Genomic DNA, 14,960 nt, shown 5'->3' with positions numbered 1-14,960 from the left:
GTGGATTACCGATTCCTCCGAACGCACCCATCGAGCCCTACTATCGGCTCGCCATGACAGCAGCAGGGAAGCACCAGGTGAGCCGGTCGACCGGCCGCCGGCTGGGGCGAGCGGGCATCCGGGACGTGGCCGCCGCAGCCGGGGTCTCGATCACGACCGTCTCCGACGCGCTCAACGGCAAGGGACGGCTACCGGATGCCACCCGTCGCCACGTCCGCGAGGTCGCCGACCGGCTGGGCTACCGCCCCTCCGCCGCGGCCCGCACGCTCCGTACCGGCAAGTCAGGTCTCATCGGACTGACCGTGACCACGTACGGGGATGAACCTTTCACCTTCACCGAGTTCGCCTACTTCGCCGAGATGGCCCGCGCGGCCACCTCCGCCGCGCTGGCCCGCGGCTACGCCCTCGTCATCCTGCCCGCCACCTCGCGCCACGACGTGTGGTCCAACGTGGCCCTGGACGGCACCGTGGTCATCGACCCCTCCGACCAGGACCCGGTGGTGGCCGAACTCGTACGCCACGGCATCCCCGTCGTCTCCGACGGGCGCCCGGCCGGATCGCTGCCCGTCACCGCCTGGGTGGACAACGACCACCAGGCGGCCGTGTGCGGGCTGCTCGACCACCTCGCCGAGGCGGGCGCCCGCCGCATCGGACTCCTCACCGGCACCACCACGGACACCTACACCCGGCTCTCCACCTCCGCGTACCTCTCCTGGTGCGAGCGCGTCGGCCAGGACCCGGTGTACGAGGAGTACCCGGCGCACGACCCGTGCGCGGGCGCCGTCGCCGCCGACCGGCTGCTGGCCAGGCCCGACCGGCCGGACGCCGTCTACGGGCTCTTCGACCCCAACGGCACCGACCTGCTCGCCGCCGCCCGGCGCTACGGGCTGCGCGTCCCGGACGACCTGCTGCTCGTGTGCTGTAGCGAGTCCAGCGTCTACACCACCACCGACCCGCCGGTCACCACCCTCTCCCTCAAGCCGCGCCGGATCGGCACCGCCGTCGTCCAACTCCTCATCGACGCCATCGAAGGCGTGGACGCCGGCGGCCCGGTCGAACAGGTCATACCGACGGAACTCATCGTGCGCGCGTCGTCGCAGCGACGGTCGCCCCGGACCACCGTGAGCGCCCCGCGCGGACCCGCGGGCGCCTAGCTCCGCGCGCGCCCCCGCCCTCGCTCGCACCACCCCCAAGCCACCCCACGCCCCTTGCCGCACGGCGTGCCCGCCCCCTCGTCCCGCCCGGCCCCGCTGGGCCGGCCGGCCCCCACCCGATCCGGTCGCCGCCGCCTCATGGCGCCGTAATGCGCCCCTGCCAAGCGGCCAATTCGGGAGAAATGGCCGGCGAACCCTGCGCTCGACCCATTTCGCGACCCCTGGTGCGTCACAACCCCCGACGGTCATTCCTATGATGGGCGGACGACACCGCGGACCGCCGTCGACCAGGCAAGGTCCAGAAGGTGCACGGCGGCGCGATGGTGGAGGGGTCGATGACTCAGGGGGCCGGTCTGGGACCCACGGCACGGACCACGTCTTCGCATCCGGATGCGGAGCACGACGCGCGGCCCGACCAGGGCGAAGCGGAACACCCGCCTGCCCCCGCAGCGCACCCCGCCCCGGCGCAGGTCAACCCCGCCGCACCGCAGCCGGACCCGGGGCGCGCGGCCCAGGGCCCGCGCGGCGCGGAGCCGCTGAACCCCGATGTCGCCCACGGAGCGCACGCCGGCGCGCCCGATGGCGCGACCGCCCAGCCACCGGCCCCCGCGCCCACCCTGCGCATGAGCCACGTCAGCCCGGCCTCCGCGCGGGTGCGCCCCCTCGCGGCCGGCTCCACCCCGCAGGCCCCGTCCACCGCCCAGCCGGGACCCGTGGCGCGGGACCAGCAGGTGCCCCGGACCCCGGCCCAACGCGCGCCGCAGGCGTACGCCCCCCAGGCGGCCCCGCAGCCGAACGCGCCCCAGGCGGCACCCCGTCCGGCCACACCGCACCAGCCGCACGAGCCCCGCCCGCTGCACGCACACCCGCAGGGCGCCCCCGGCCCGCACCCGGCCTCCGCCTCCCAGTCGGCCACCCGGCAGCCCAGCAACCCGCAGTCGTACGCGCCGGGCCAGGGCGCGCCCGGCCACGCGACACCCCCAGCGGACCCGTCCCAGCCCGCGGGCCGCGCCGCGCCCGCGAGCGTGCCAGGTCAGAGCCGCGGGCAAGCCGTACCGCCGGCGGAGTACGCGCCGGGCACCGTGCCCGCGCCGCGGCAGCCGACCTCCGCCGTGCCCCCGGCCCGGGCCACGGCCGGCGGCGCCGACCACCCCGGCGCCCCCGCGCACACCGACCCCGAGTACACCCCGACCGAGCGCGACCTGCCCGTCATCGCGCGCGGTGTGGGGCCCGGCAGCACCATCGCCGACCTGTCCACGGCCGACTTCGCCGACGCGATCGAGCCAGCGCCCGCGGGGGCGCCCGCGCACGCCGACCAGGAGGGCCTCGGCCCGCTGTTCGTCGTCGGCGACGTGCACGGCTACCTCGACGAACTGCGGGCCGCGCTGGCCGAGCAGGGCCTCATCGACGCCGAGGGCAACTGGTCGGCCGGCAAGGCCAGACTCTGGTTCCTCGGCGACTTCACCGACCGTGGCCCGGACGGCATCGGCGTGATCGACCTGGTCATGCAGCTCTCCGCGCAGGCCGCCGCGGCCGGCGGCTACTGCAAGGCCCTGATGGGCAATCACGAGCTGCTGCTCATCGGCGCCAAGCGCTTCGGCGACACCCCGGTCCAGTCCGGCGCCGGCACCGCCTCCTTCCAGGCCGCGTGGCTGCTCAACGGCGGCCAGCGCACCGACATGGAGCGGCTTGAGGACCACCACGTGCAGTGGATGTCCCGGCTCGACGCGATGGTCGAGGAGGACGGGCACCTGCTGCTGCACTCCGACACCACCGCCTACCTGGAGTACGGCGACTCCATCGAGGCCGTCAACGACACCGTCACCGAGACGCTCCAGCGCGGCGACGCCGACGAGTGCTGGGACCTGTTCCGCAAGTTCACCAAACGGTTCGCCTTCCGGGACGAGACCGGCGCGATGGCCGTACGCGAACTCCTCGACACCTACGGCGGCGAGCGCCTGGTCCACGGGCACAGCCCGATTCCGTACCTGCTCGGCGAGGTCGGTGCCGAGGACGCCGACGGCGAGGACAGCCGTCCGCTGGTCAACGGCCCGCACGTGTACGCCGACGACCTCGCCATCGCCATGGACGGCGGCGTCACGATGGCCGGAAAACTCCTTGTCGTGCAATTTCCACTGCATGGTTGAGGGTTGAGCCGCCGGGTAGACGGGCAATGAGGAATCCCACCCGCGCGGGGCGATTTTCGGATAGCACCCTGTTATCCCGCACCGCGACAGCTCTACCATCGGCTTATCCGTAGCAGGCTCTCCTCCGTTCCCGCCCGTGACCGGTAACAGCCGGTATCAAGGCCCTACGGAGCATCGGGGGATGCACCCATGAACAGCGCTCCACACCTGCTCACCGAGGATCGCCCGGACTTCGAGCGCGTTCTCGACGAGGCGCTGCGCACGACAGAACAGCGACACCCTGGCCTGAGCACCACGGGCCAACGGCTCAGCACACACCAACTGCGCACGATGGCGCTCAGCGCAGCGACCGCCATATCGGCGTGTGCGGCAACCGAGTACGACCGGTACGTCCAGGCGCGGGAATCCCTGCGCACGCCCGCTCCCCCGGCACGGCCGGAGGAGAGCGAGGACACCCCGCCAGGCGGCGTGGTCTCCCTGGGCGAGTCCGTGGGTGAGGTCGCCGACGGGTCCGGCGCGGGGCTCGTGGCCGTTCTCGCCGTGCTGGCACCGGTGCTCGCCGGCGCCGCCGCGGCGATCTTCCTGGTCGTCGGCTACGTCCTGCGGGTGTTCGCACCGGACGCGTCCGCCGGCGCGCCCCTGGTCACCGCGGGCTGGGTGTTCGCGGCCTGCGCCGCGGTCTGCGCCCTGATCGCCGGGGCGGGACTCCTGGTCACCGCCCTACGCAACGGCGGCGACCGGCGCGCCAGGGCCCGGGCCGCGGAGGTGGAACGGGCGCGCGAGAGGTGGCAGCGGGCCCTGTTGGAGCGGGGCATGGTGCCGTTCCTCAGCGAGGCGATGGCGAACGGCGAGGCACCGACGGGCCCCGAGCACGACGGCGACGCCGCGGGCCCGTCACCCTCAGCCGGACACCGACCGCCCCGCGCCAACGCGCCCAGCCGCACGCCCCACCTGGGCTACAGTCGCCCCGGCTTCACCAGCCCCGGCGACGGTGGCTCCGACCCGGCACCGGGCCCGCGCTACAGCAGCCCGGACTTCACCAGCCCGGAGTTCGGCGGCCGAGACCACCGGCCGTCCTAGCGCCCCGGCGAGCGCTCGCGGCGAACCCCTGTCGCGAGCGCGACCGGGTGGCGGTGGGCGAACCATCCGGCCCACCGCTCACCCGGTGCCTCGTACGCCGTTCGCCACCGATCCGACCCGACCGACTCAACCGACATCGACCACCCCCACCGGCCCTGGCCGCCACGCGACGGCGGCCAGGGCCTTGGCGTGCCACCGCGCCAGGTCGGCGCCCGGTACGTGCACCCGTCGCCCCCGGCGGCAAACTTCCGTGCCCCCGCGCGTGGTTGGCCCGAGCGGGCCCAGAGCGGAGGCGATCACCGCGCGGTTGCCGTGCGGCCGGCGATGAGGTCGACCAACTGCCGTGCGGGCTCGGTCGGGTGTGCGGTGTGGACGAGTTCCGTACGGTGCACCAGGCGGGGCTCGTCGGCCGGAACGGCGGTGACGCCGGGGAGCGTGGCGGCCAGCGGCAGGGGGAGGGCGGCGAGCCCGAGGCCCGCGGCGGCGAGGGCGGCGAGGCCGTGCGGGTCGGTTCCCCGGTGGCGCACGCGGGGGCGGAACCCCTCGGTTCGGCAGACGGCACGAAGCCGGTCGAGGGGGACGGCGGTGTCCGGGGCGTCGATCCACTGGGCCTGCGTCAGGTCGGTGAGCCGCACCGAGCGGCGCCGGGCCAGCGGGTGGTCGGTGGGGAAGAGCACGGCCAACGGCTGCTCGGCCGCCGCGAGCGTGGTCGTGGGGCCCAGGTCCGGCAGGGGGAGCGGGTCACTGGGCGCGGCGACTCCGTCGACGAGGCCGAGATCGGCGCGGGCGGTGAGGACCTCCTCGATCACCACTTCCCGGGCCAGGACCCGTACTTCGAGGTCCAGGAGGGGGGTGGTCGCCCGCAGTTGGGCCAGGGCCCGCGCGACGGTGCTGGTCAGGGCGGCGGCCGAGCAGGCGAGGGTCAGGCGGGTGGGCTGGGCGTGGTGCAGCCGGGCGACGTCGGCGCGGGCGGCGTCCAGCCGCAGGAGCAGCGCGGGGGCGTGCTCAAGGAGTCGCGTCCCGGCCGGCGTGGGCGCGACGGGCCGCCGCTCGACCAGCCTGGCGCCCAGGTCGGCTTCGAGCGCGGCGACGTGCTGGGAGACCGCGGACTGGGTGTAGCCCAGGGCCTTGGCGGCACCGGAGAAGGAGCGGTGGTCGAGCACCGCGACGAAGGTGCGCAGCAGATGCGTGTCCATGCGCATCAGGATCACTTATGCACCGTGCAGAAATCATCGTTAGACGCGATACGCGCTGGTCAGCAGGATAGGGAGCATGACTTCCACAGCCACAGCCACAGCACGCGTCGCTCTGGTCGCCGACCGCTCCGACGCCGTTCGCTCCCACGCCCGCGTCCCCGGCCTCCTTGAGGCCCTGCGCGTGAGGGACGGATGGGACCTGGACGCCTACTGGATCGCCACCCAGGACGCCGACGAGACGGTGGTGGACGGCTTCGACGCCGTGTGGGTCCTGCCGGGCAGCCCGTACCGCAGCGAGGCCGGCGTCCTGGCCGCGATCCGTGGGGCACGCGAGAAGGGCATCCCCTTCCTGGGGACCTGCGGCGGATTCCAGCACGCCCTCCTCGAGTTCGCGCGCGACGTCTGCGGCCTGGACCGCGCCGCCCACGCCGAGAACACCCCACAGGCCCCGGCGGAGGACGCCGTGATCGTCCCGCTGGCCTGCTCGCTCGTCGGCCACGAGGGCGTCGTCCGCCTCTCCCCCGGCTCCCGGGCCTCCGACCTCATCGGAGCCGACCGCGCCCGGGCGCGCTACCACTGCGACTACGCGCCCAACCCCGACTACCTGGACACCCTGCGCGCCCACGGCCTGGCCTTCACCGGCACCGACGAGGCGGGCGAGGTCCGCGTCGCCGAACTGCCCGCCCACCCCTTCTTCCTGGCCACGCTCTTCCAGCCCGAACTGGACGGCGACGGCACCCGCGCCCACCCGCTGATCGCCGGCCTGGCCGAGGCCGCCGTCGGCCACGCCCGCACCCGATGACCCGCGCCGCCCCCACACCCACGTGGCCGCGCCTCCTGCTCCGCCCCTACCTGCGGGCATGCACCGTGACCCAGGCGCACGCCCACAGCGCCCTCGCCCACCCCGCCGAGACCACGCTCACCGCCGTACGCACCGGCCACCACCCCAACCCGGCTGACCTCGAAACGTCCGGTCGGGGCCCCGGGAACGCGCGGGCCCCGACCGCGCGGTAGCGGCGGTCGGGGCCTGGTCGTGGCGTCCCGGGGCCCTGTCACGGCGTCGGCTCAGTCGGCGATCGGCAGGTAGACCCGGTTGCCGGCGGCGGCGAACTCCCGGGACTTCTCCGCCATCCCGGCCTCGGCCACGGCGGCATCCAGAGCGCCGCCGTGCTCGCGGCGGATGTACTGGGAGATCTATATCGAGCAGAGCATGGTGGAAAGCACCACACGACGAGCTAGCGCGGAGCGTCGCGGACGCTGCGTTGGAGGACGTCGGTCAGCACCCCAGCAGCGGTGGCGAAGCCGTTGTCGTCGTGCAGCACGATCAACCCGTGGTGGGCCGCGGTGGCGCAGATCATCAGATCGACGGTCGACAGCGCCCGGACAGCTCCACCGCTCTGGGCGAGCCTGAACTGGGCGGACTCGATCCAGCCCCACGTGTTCTTCGGCAGGGGCACATCGGGATACAGGTCGGCGAACATCTCGCCCATCTGTTCGTAGTGGGCGAGGTTGCGGGCGGAGCGACGGAACTCGGTGCGCTGGGGAGCACACGAGCCGATGACACGGAGATCGATGTCCTCACCCCACGCGTCGTTCAGGTGCTCTTCGCGCGACAGCCGCCACACGGCGGTCGAGTCCGCGAGGTAGCGGATCATCCACCCCTCCGCTTCTCGGCCTCATGGCGCTCCTGCCACCCCTCGTAGTCCCACTCCTGAGCGGCCTGGAAGTGCCGAGCCCGCCGGGCGGCCCGCTCGTGTCTCTCGGCGTACTCGCGCAGGGCCTCGTTCACCACCTCCTTCTTGGTCGCGCCCCCGGAGAAGCGGAGGGCCTTCGCGAGGGCGTCGTCGTCCAGGTCGATGGTGGTCACGCTCATATTTGCCTCCGCTATATAAGACCAACAGCACCTTTGAATATAACAACGGCCGCCCGATCCCGGCCCGTGAACGCGCCCGAGCGCCGTCCCGGGTGGGTCGGAACGGCGCTCGGAGGGGATGGTGGGTCAGTCGGCGATCGGCAGGTATACCCGGTTGCCGGCGGCGGCGAACTCCCGGGACTTCTCCGCCATCCCGGCCTCGGCCACGGCGGCGTCCAGAGCGCCGCCGTGCTCGCGGCGGATGTCCTGAGAGATCTTCATCGAGCAGAACTTCGGCCCGCACATCGAGCAGAAGTGCGCCGTCTTGGCGGGCTCGGCCGGCAGGGTCTCGTCGTGGAAGGCGCGGGCCGTGTCCGGGTCGAGGGCCAGGTTGAACTGGTCCTCCCAGCGGAACTCGAACCGCGCGTCGGAGAGCGCGTCGTCCCATTCCTGGGCGCCGGGGTGCCCCTTGGCCAGGTCGGCGGCGTGGGCGGCGATCTTGTACGTGATGACGCCGGTCTTCACGTCGTCGCGGTCCGGCAGGCCCAGGTGCTCCTTGGGCGTGACGTAGCACAGCATCGCGGTGCCCCACCAGGCGATCATCGCGGCGCCGATGCCCGAGGTGATGTGGTCGTACGCGGGCGCGATGTCCGTGGTCAGGGGGCCGAGCGTGTAGAACGGGGCCTCCTCGCAGATCTCCTGCTGGAGGTCGATGTTTTCCTTGATCTTGTGCATCGGGACGTGGCCCGGGCCCTCGATCATGGTCTGCACGTGGTGCCGCTTGGCGATGGAGTTCAGCTCACCGAGCGTCTTCAGCTCGGCGAACTGCGCCTCGTCGTTGGCGTCCGCGATGGAGCCGGGGCGCAGCCCGTCGCCGAGCGAGAACGTGACGTCGTACGCCGCGAGGATGTCGCACAGTTCCTCGAAGTTCTCGTAGAGGAAGCTCTCCTTGTGGTGCGCGAGGCACCAGGCCGCCATGATCGAGCCGCCGCGCGAGACGATGCCGGTCTTGCGGCGGGCGGTGAGCGGCACGTACCGCAGCAGCACGCCCGCGTGCACCGTCATGTAGTCGACGCCCTGTTCGGCCTGCTCGATGATGGTGTCCTTGTAGATCTCCCAGCTCAGCTCCTCGGCCCGGCCGTCCACCTTCTCCAGGGCCTGGTAGAGCGGCACGGTGCCGATCGGCACGGGGGAGTTGCGCAGCACCCACTCGCGGGTGGTGTGGATGTTGCGGCCGGTGGACAGGTCCATGACCGTGTCCGCGCCCCAGCGGGTCGCCCAGGTCATCTTCTCCACCTCCTCCTCGATGGAGGAGGTGACGGCCGAGTTGCCGATGTTGGCGTTGACCTTCACCAGGAACCGCTTGCCGATGATCATCGGCTCGATCTCCGGGTGGTTGACGTTGGCCGGCAGCACCGCGCGGCCCGCGGCGATCTCCTCGCGGACCACCTCGGGGGAGACGTTCTCGCGCAGCGCGACGTACTCCATCTCCGGCGTGACCTCGCCGCGGCGCGCGTACGCGAGTTGGGTGACGGCCTGTCCGTCGCGGCCCCGGCGGGGCTGGCGGGGGCGGCCCGGGAAGACCGCGTCGAGGTTCTTGAGCCCGCCGCGCGGCGAGGTGTGCTTGATGCCGTCGTCCTCGGGGCGCAGCGGCCGGCCGGCGTACTCCTCGGTGTCGCCGCGGCCGATGATCCAGTTCTCGCGCAGCGGCGGCAGCCCGCGCCGCACGTCGGTGTCGATGTTCGGATCGGTGTACGGGCCCGAGGTGTCGTACAGCGTGACGTCTCGGCCGTTGGTGAGGTGCACTCGCCGCACCGGTACCCGCAGGTCGGGGCGTGAGCCGCTCAGATAGCCCTTGTGCCATCCGATGTCGCGCGGCGTGCCGTCGGTGTCGTTCGCCTCAACGGAGGCAGGCGTGTGTGCGTCAGATGCGGTCATGAGACCTACTCCCTACGCCGGCATTACCCGGTAACAGGTTCGGCGGTCGACGCAGCCGTTTCCGCTGGCGGTTCGCCGGTGTCGACCGGTCGTCCCGTACGGAGGTCAGCGTCCTCTCAGCCCGGTGCTCCGAGCTCCCGCGATTGCAAAGGTGCCACCACGCTAGCCGCTCCCCGGCGGATTGGGCCAGGGGGCCTTGCGATGATCGGACCATGACTCCCACCGAGCCAGGGCCCCAGCGGCGGCCACACCCCCACGTCGGGCCGCCCGCCCCCGGGCAGCCACCCGGCCCCGGCCTCCCCCCACCGCCACCGTCGTCCCCACCGCCCGGCCCCGCGGAGCCGGGCGCGGACGGCGGACGGCCCGCGGGTGGCGCCGGGTTCGACGCCGAACCCGCCGGCCACGACCACGGGTCGGACCACGAGCCCGGGTCCGGGTCCGGCAGCGGACACGGGCACGGTCGTGGCCATGGGCACGGGCACGGGCACGGGCATGGGCACAGCCACGGGCACGGTCCCGCCGCTCCGGTGTCGCGGCACCTGCGCAAGGTGATCGCGGCGGTGCTCATCCCGTTCAGCGTGGCGGTCGCGGTCGGGCTCGCCGTGCTGTGGCCGGGCGGGGCGCCGGGCCACAAGGGCGATTCGGGCCTCGGCTTCGACCGGACGACCGAGTCGGGTCGGGTGGTGCGGATCGACCAGGTGCGGTGCGCGGACGTGCACGCCCAGCCGCAACAGCCCCCGCCCGGCCAGCAGTCGGGCGACCCGGCGGCGGGCGGCGCGGCCAAGGACGAGATGTGCGAGAAGGCCACGATCGAGGTGACGTCGGGCAAGGACAAGGGCCGTACGTTCCCCGAGATCGTGCAGCCGTCCGCGTCCCGGCAGTACGAGAAGGGCCAGAAGCTCATCCTGGCGTACGCGCCCAAGGCGCCCAAGGACCTGCAGTACTCGGTCTCCGACGTCGACCGGGAGATGCCGATGGCGTTGCTGGCCGGGCTGTTCGCGCTGGCCGTGGTGGCGGTGGGCCGGCTGCGCGGGGTGTTCGCGCTGGTGGCGCTCGCGATCAGCTTCGGCGTGCTGACGCTGTTCATCCTGCCCGCGATCCTGGCGGGTTCGAACCCGTTGGTGGTGGCGGTGGTCGGGGGCAGCGCGATCATGCTGGTCGCGCTGTACATGTGTCACGGGCTGACCGCCAGGACCTCCGTCGCGGTGCTCGGCACGCTGATCTCGCTGCTGCTGATCGGCCTGCTCGGCTCGCTGTTCATCGGCTGGGCCCACCTGACCGGCAACACCGACGACCAGACCGGCCTGGTGCACGGGCTCTACCCCGACATCGAGATCCAGGGCCTGCTGCTCGCCGGCGTCATCATCGGCTCGCTCGGCGTCCTCGACGACGTGACCGTCACCCAGACCTCGGCGGTGTGGGAACTCAAGGAGGCCGACCCGTCGGCGCACTGGCGCACTTTGTACGCGGCGGCCATGCGCATCGGGCGGGACCACATCGCGTCGGTGGTCAACACGCTGGTCCTGGCCTACGCGGGCGCCGCGCTGCCGCTGCTGCTGCTGTTCTCGATCGCGGACAGCGGCGTGAGCACGGTCGCGACCAGCGAGATCGTCGCCGAGGAGATCGTGCGGACGCTGGTCGGCAGCATCGGCCTGGTGGCCTCGGTACCGGTGACCACCCTGCTCGCGGCGCTGGTCGTCTCCGCGGACCGTACGCCGGCGAGCGTGCCGGCCGCGGCGTCCGGCCGGGCGGGCTCGGCGGGCGGGTCGCGCTCGGCGGGCGCGGGGCGCGGGGCCGGCGCGTCGGTCGGCCGGCGGGCTGACGGCGGTGCCGCTCCCGCTCCCGCTCCGGCGCCGAACGCCGGTCCCGGACCGAGCGCGCCGGCCGGGCGTGGCGCGGGGCTGCCGGGGCGCGGGAAGGGCCGCCGCCGGCGGGCGAAGTAGGGCGTAGGTGAGTCGAGGGTCGCCGGGGTCCGGGCGCGGGGGCTGCCGGGGGACCGGGCGCGGGGGCCGGCGGCCGGTGACGCACTTGGGCGCGTGGGGGGCTCGAAGGACCGCCGGGGCGCGGGTGCGTAGCGCCTACGGGGGCCCAGGCGAAAAAACGTCCAGGCAACTCACCGTGAGCGGCGCCCCGTCTCACCCTGCGTAACGATCTCCCGCCAGGATGCGGTCCAACACCGCGTCCAGGCTGCAGGCCGGGTCGCTCGCCTCCTCCTCGCAACCGAACGGAACCAGTCGGTCCGTCCGATCCAGGAAGGCCACCAGCGGGGCCGCGCCGACCCGGAACAGGGCTCCCTCGGCGCCGACTTGGAGCCGGATCAGCACATCCGAGAGTTCGTCCGGGCCAGTTGGGCAGATGTGCACGTCACCCTCGCCGATGGGCCCGCAGAGCCCGTCGAGGAGCAACTCACGGGCGAACGCCCAGCTCACGGGGGCATCGCCGGGAAGGTGGAAGGTGAACCGCACCGCGTAAGGATCGGCCTTGTCGTAGCCGAGATCGACCGGAATGCGGAAGGAGAGCTCCTCCGAGACGAGGAAGGTCATCGTCACCTCTGCCTGGACTGTGTCACGCATCGTTCGCCGCCCCGAGTCGGTGGGAATGGCCAGGTTTCAGCCGACCTGGCCCTCTTGACGCCATCGTCCGCTAACACCCAGCGGATCACAAGGAGTGAGTTTTCAGATACTGATAGAGAACGACAGGGAGCCGATAAGCGCTCCGACTCTGGAGCGTAGCGAATCGACAGCGGGGCGGAGTCGTTCCGCTCGGGCCAGGGGGGTGGAAACCGCCAAGGTCGCCGCCGTCTCGCCGGCTATCAGGGGGATGGCCGCGCAGACCGTGCCGAGCGCGTACTCCTCCCGCTCGCAGACGGGCTGAAGCGGCCGTCTCGCGGCGCACCGGCGGTGGAATCCTGCCTCGTCACGCACCGAGTAGGGGGTGAGGGCCCGTACCGGGTAGCGCGCGAAGTGGTCGGCCCGTTCGGCCTCGTCGAGCTGGGCCAGCAGGCACTGTCCGATGGCGTGCGCGTGTGCGGTCTGCCGGAAGTCGGCCCACTCTTCGACCGCTGGCGCCCCGGGCGCGTCGGCGGTGGCGAGCACGTCCACCTCACCCTCGCGGTACACGGCGAAGTAGACGGCCACTCCGAGTTCGCCGGCGAGCGCGGCGACCGTGCGGGCAACGCGGTCGGCCGGGCCCGGCACCAGGCCGGACTGTCCTGGCTGGCTGCCGGGCTGTCCTGGCTGGCGGTCGGGCTGTCCTGGCTGGCGGTCGGGCTTCCCTGGCTGGTCGGGTGGCGCCGGTAGCCCCGCGCGGCCGGTGCCGAGTCTTCGGACGGCGTCGCCGTAGCGGAACAGGCCGTTCTCGCGGTGGAGGTAGCCCTCGTGGGTGAGGGTGCGCAGCAGGTGGTAGGCGGTCGGCAGCGGCAGACCCGCCTCGCGCGCCAACTGCTTGGCGGGCGCCCCGTCCTCGTGCGCGCCGACCGCCTCCAGGAGGCGTAACGCGCGTTGAACGGAGCTGATGAGGGTCGGTTCCGAGGCGGTGTGAGCCGCCTGCGCGCGGGGCGGAGGCGGTTCGTCGGCCGTACGCGTACGCGGGTGCTTTCCCGTGTCGTGGACCGGTCGGCGCGGCGGTCTCGTGCCTGCTGACACCACAGTCACCCCCAGGGCTGCGGGCGGGCGCACACCCGCCGGGCGGGGGCCGCCCCCGCCACCGCGCTGCGTCATCCGACTCACGCCCCGTCGGGGCTCGGGCCGGACCGCAACGTTTCCGCACTCTAACCGGAAGATGGGCTTCTGGTTAGGTAAGTGGTGGGTTGCCGCGCAATGCGTCATCTCCGGGGCCAGAACGCGCCGTTGAAGGTCTGCACCAGGAGGGCCGTGGTCCCTACCAGTCGTGGCGCGGCGTCCCTACCAGTCGTCGCGCGATGACCGGGAGGAGGACGTGAACTTACGCACCACGTAGACCAGGCCACCGATGACGGCGACCAACAGCAGCGCCCGGAACAACAGCCAGGCGACGAAGCCGACGACGCTGGTGATCAGACCGCCGAAGACCACGATGACGAGAAGGGGCACGACGACCCACTTCACCCACCACGGAAGGCCCTGGAGTATCTGCTTCGCGGCCACGATGGCTCCCTGCTTTCTGTTCGCCCTGCTCGATCCCGTGATCTCGCTGCTTCGCTGGTCTCCCCCTCGTACTCCCGATGCTAGAGCGGCGCGGCAGCCCGTGGGGCACGGACGGCCCCCGTACTCCCCTGACCCGTCCCCTACGGGTCCACCGCCTCCGCCTGGCACCCACGGACCACGTCGGGTACCCGGCGATGCCCCGACGGAACGGCCGCCGGCCTGGTGAGGGCCGGTTCAAGGGGCCGTGGTCGTGGCTCGGGGGCCGTCAGGGTCGGGCACGCCGGCCGGGCGGTGCGGGAGAGCGCGCGCCGGGGCGGCGACGATGGGCCGGAGGCGGGCGCGGAGGTGGGCGGCGAGTCGCGGAGGGGCCGGGGGACGCTACGCCGGGTTCGCCACGGCAACCGAGGCCCCGGGGGCACGCGACGGCGATCGGAGCGTGCGGGGGCCGTTCCGCCGGGCGCCCCGGGGGCGAGGCGGCCAGCCAGCGGGGCGGGGAGCGGCCAGCCGGCGCGGCGGGGGCGCCCCAGGCCGGGGGCGCCCCGCGTCGTGCGCGCCGGGTCAGCTCTCGGGCGGCGAGAAGACCACCATGACCCGCAGGTCCTCCGAGATGTGGTGGAACTTGTGCGGCACGCCGGCGGGCACGTAGACGACGCTGCCGCGCGCGACCGGGGTCGTCTCCGTGCCCACGGTGATCGCCGCGCGACCGCTCACCACCAGGTACACCTCGTCCTGCCGGTGCGGCGCTTGCGGATCGGTGCTGCCCGCGTCCAGCGCGTACAGCCCCACGGACATGTTGCGCTCGCGTAGGAACTGCAGGTACGCCCCCTCGTTGGCGGCGCGCTCCGCCTCCAGCTCGTCCAGCCGGAACGCCTTCATGCCCGCTCCACCCCTTGCTGTCTCATCTGCAACGATCGCTTCCATGAGGAATTTCGTAGTAAAGACGCTCGCCAACGCGGCGGCCCTGTGGGTCGCCATCTGGCTACTCGAAGACATCACCTTGACCGGCGAGAACACCGGCCGCAAGACGGTCACCCTGATTCTGGTGGCCCTGCTCTTCGGGCTGGTGAACTTCGTCGTCAAGCCGGTGGTGAAGTTTCTCTCGTTTCCGCTGTTCCTGGTCACCCTTGGCCTGTTCACGCTGGTCGTGAACGCCCTGATGCTGATGCTCACCTCGTGGCTGGCCGACACGATGGACCTCAGCTTCCACGTGGAGGGCTTCGGTGCCGCCTTCGTCGGCGCACTGATCATCTCGATCGTCTCCTGGGCCCTGCACGCGGCCCTCCCCGACCGGGACTGACCCCGTGGTGCGGCCGGGCGTAACCCGCGGACGACGGCCCTCCGGACGCCACCCCGGGGCCACCCCGCAGGCCGGCGGACCGGCGGGCGCGCCACCCGCGGCCCGGCCCAGGGCGCGGGGCGCCCACTATGAGGCGCGGCACCCGAGCGGGTCGGAGCACCTGGCCGGGCGC

15 protein-coding genes and 1 pseudogene are annotated in these 14,960 nt (G+C 73.0%); 7 read left to right on the top strand and 9 right to left on the bottom strand.

Features of this window, described 5'->3' with window-relative positions; all coding sequences use genetic code 11:
* The first annotated feature begins 53 nt into the window (after nucleotides 1–53).
* From H7H31_RS16625 to H7H31_RS16615, 3 genes are all read left to right on the top strand, one after another.
* Entirely contained in the window at nucleotides 54–1,154 is a 1,101-nt protein-coding gene (locus tag H7H31_RS16625) for a LacI family DNA-binding transcriptional regulator (protein WP_176162861.1), read from the top strand.
* 1,025 nt (nucleotides 1,155–2,179) lie between these two features.
* On the top strand, nucleotides 2,180–3,301 hold the full coding sequence (locus H7H31_RS16620) for a metallophosphoesterase (protein ID WP_187060976.1): 1,122 nt from the start codon (nucleotides 2,180–2,182) through the stop codon (nucleotides 3,299–3,301).
* A 189-nt stretch (nucleotides 3,302–3,490) separates the two neighbouring features.
* Nucleotides 3,491–4,381, top strand: a complete 891-nt coding sequence (locus H7H31_RS16615) for a hypothetical protein (protein WP_187060974.1) — start codon at nucleotides 3,491–3,493, stop codon at nucleotides 4,379–4,381.
* 296 nt (nucleotides 4,382–4,677) lie between these two features.
* Here H7H31_RS16615 and H7H31_RS16610 read toward each other — a convergent pair whose 3' ends face one another.
* Nucleotides 4,678–5,577, bottom strand: coding sequence for a LysR family transcriptional regulator (locus tag H7H31_RS16610; RefSeq protein ID WP_187060973.1), 900 nt, complete (start codon nucleotides 5,575–5,577; stop codon nucleotides 4,678–4,680).
* 76 nt (nucleotides 5,578–5,653) lie between these two features.
* Between H7H31_RS16610 and H7H31_RS16605 the strand changes: the two genes are divergently transcribed.
* Nucleotides 5,654–6,379, top strand: a complete 726-nt coding sequence (locus H7H31_RS16605) for a CTP synthase C-terminal region-related (seleno)protein (protein WP_187060972.1) — start codon at nucleotides 5,654–5,656, stop codon at nucleotides 6,377–6,379.
* A gap of 65 nt (nucleotides 6,380–6,444) precedes the next feature.
* Nucleotides 6,445–6,591 (top strand): hypothetical protein, encoded by a 147-nt coding sequence (locus H7H31_RS16600; protein ID WP_187117948.1) that lies wholly within the window; start codon nucleotides 6,445–6,447, stop codon nucleotides 6,589–6,591.
* 51 nt (nucleotides 6,592–6,642) lie between these two features.
* Here H7H31_RS16600 and H7H31_RS35010 read toward each other — a convergent pair.
* The 4 genes and pseudogenes from H7H31_RS35010 to thiC form a co-directional block, all read right to left on the bottom strand.
* A pseudogene (locus H7H31_RS35010) lies at nucleotides 6,643–6,771 on the bottom strand (thiamine biosynthesis protein ThiC); the annotation flags it as partial.
* Between the two features lie 41 nt (nucleotides 6,772–6,812).
* On the bottom strand, nucleotides 6,813–7,232 hold the full coding sequence (locus tag H7H31_RS16595) for a PIN domain-containing protein (RefSeq protein ID WP_187060970.1): 420 nt from the start codon (nucleotides 7,230–7,232) through the stop codon (nucleotides 6,813–6,815).
* Nucleotides 7,229–7,450: a type II toxin-antitoxin system VapB family antitoxin gene (locus H7H31_RS16590; RefSeq protein WP_187060969.1), complete on the bottom strand. Its 222-nt coding sequence runs from the start codon at nucleotides 7,448–7,450 to the stop codon at nucleotides 7,229–7,231. The genes H7H31_RS16595 and H7H31_RS16590 overlap by 4 nt, the downstream gene beginning before the upstream one ends.
* Before the next feature lie 126 nt (nucleotides 7,451–7,576).
* The gene (gene thiC, locus H7H31_RS16585; protein WP_222624963.1) at nucleotides 7,577–9,367 is read right to left on the bottom strand and encodes a phosphomethylpyrimidine synthase ThiC; all 1,791 of its coding nucleotides are present in this window, start codon (nucleotides 9,365–9,367) and stop codon (nucleotides 7,577–7,579) included.
* 212 nt (nucleotides 9,368–9,579) lie between these two features.
* On the opposite strand from thiC, the gene H7H31_RS16580 reads away from it, so the two are divergent.
* A complete protein-coding gene (locus H7H31_RS16580) occupies nucleotides 9,580–11,310 on the top strand; it encodes a YibE/F family protein (protein WP_372456021.1) in 1,731 nt (576 codons plus the stop codon).
* Nucleotides 11,311–11,502: 192 nt separating this feature from the next.
* On the opposite strand, the gene H7H31_RS16575 is transcribed toward H7H31_RS16580, so the two are convergent.
* The 4 genes from H7H31_RS16575 to H7H31_RS16560 form a co-directional block, all read right to left on the bottom strand.
* Nucleotides 11,503–11,940 carry an SsgA family sporulation/cell division regulator gene (locus tag H7H31_RS16575; protein ID WP_187060338.1) on the bottom strand — a complete coding sequence of 146 codons (438 nt, stop codon included), beginning with the start codon at nucleotides 11,938–11,940 and terminating at the stop codon, nucleotides 11,503–11,505.
* Nucleotides 11,941–12,042: 102 nt separating this feature from the next.
* Entirely contained in the window at nucleotides 12,043–12,882 is an 840-nt protein-coding gene (locus H7H31_RS16570; RefSeq protein ID WP_187060339.1) for an IclR family transcriptional regulator, read from the bottom strand.
* 387 nt (nucleotides 12,883–13,269) lie between these two features.
* Nucleotides 13,270–13,491: a DUF5326 family protein gene (locus H7H31_RS16565; RefSeq protein WP_187060337.1), complete on the bottom strand. Its 222-nt coding sequence runs from the start codon at nucleotides 13,489–13,491 to the stop codon at nucleotides 13,270–13,272.
* Between the two features lie 558 nt (nucleotides 13,492–14,049).
* On the bottom strand, nucleotides 14,050–14,367 hold the full coding sequence (locus H7H31_RS16560) for a cupin domain-containing protein (protein WP_187060336.1): 318 nt from the start codon (nucleotides 14,365–14,367) through the stop codon (nucleotides 14,050–14,052).
* A gap of 43 nt (nucleotides 14,368–14,410) precedes the next feature.
* Here H7H31_RS16560 and H7H31_RS16555 point away from each other — a divergent pair, with 43 nt between their 5' ends.
* Complete coding sequence (locus H7H31_RS16555; protein ID WP_187060335.1) at nucleotides 14,411–14,788, top strand: phage holin family protein; 378 nt, start codon at nucleotides 14,411–14,413, stop codon at nucleotides 14,786–14,788.
* Nucleotides 14,789–14,960: the final 172 nt, after the last annotated feature.

Origin of the sequence: Streptomyces buecherae, from assembly GCF_014295035.1 — a bacterium.
Classification (GTDB): domain Bacteria; phylum Actinomycetota; class Actinomycetes; order Streptomycetales; family Streptomycetaceae; genus Streptomyces; species Streptomyces youssoufiensis.
Note: the sequence above shows the minus strand (reverse complement) of the source record. Positions and strands in the feature narration are given on the sequence as shown.

Bases quoted from the DNA above. Each gene is read 5' to 3' on its own strand.
- H7H31_RS16625 (WP_176162861.1), top strand. From the start codon at position 54: ATGACAGCAGCAGGGAAGCACCAGGTGAGCCGGTCGACCGGCCGCCGG.
- H7H31_RS16615 (WP_187060974.1), top strand. From the start codon at position 3,491: ATGAACAGCGCTCCACACCTGCTCACCGAGGATCGCCCGGACTTCGAG.
- H7H31_RS16610 (WP_187060973.1), bottom strand. From the start codon at position 5,577: ATGGACACGCATCTGCTGCGCACCTTCGTCGCGGTGCTCGACCACCGC.
- H7H31_RS16605 (WP_187060972.1), top strand. From the start codon at position 5,654: ATGACTTCCACAGCCACAGCCACAGCACGCGTCGCTCTGGTCGCCGAC.
- H7H31_RS16595 (WP_187060970.1), bottom strand. From the start codon at position 7,232: ATGATCCGCTACCTCGCGGACTCGACCGCCGTGTGGCGGCTGTCGCGC.
- H7H31_RS16590 (WP_187060969.1), bottom strand. From the start codon at position 7,450: ATGAGCGTGACCACCATCGACCTGGACGACGACGCCCTCGCGAAGGCC.
- thiC (WP_222624963.1), bottom strand. From the start codon at position 9,367: ATGACCGCATCTGACGCACACACGCCTGCCTCCGTTGAGGCGAACGAC.
- H7H31_RS16580 (WP_372456021.1), top strand. From the start codon at position 9,580: ATGACTCCCACCGAGCCAGGGCCCCAGCGGCGGCCACACCCCCACGTC.
- H7H31_RS16575 (WP_187060338.1), bottom strand. From the start codon at position 11,940: ATGCGTGACACAGTCCAGGCAGAGGTGACGATGACCTTCCTCGTCTCG.
- H7H31_RS16560 (WP_187060336.1), bottom strand. From the start codon at position 14,367: ATGAAGGCGTTCCGGCTGGACGAGCTGGAGGCGGAGCGCGCCGCCAAC.
- H7H31_RS16555 (WP_187060335.1), top strand. From the start codon at position 14,411: ATGAGGAATTTCGTAGTAAAGACGCTCGCCAACGCGGCGGCCCTGTGG.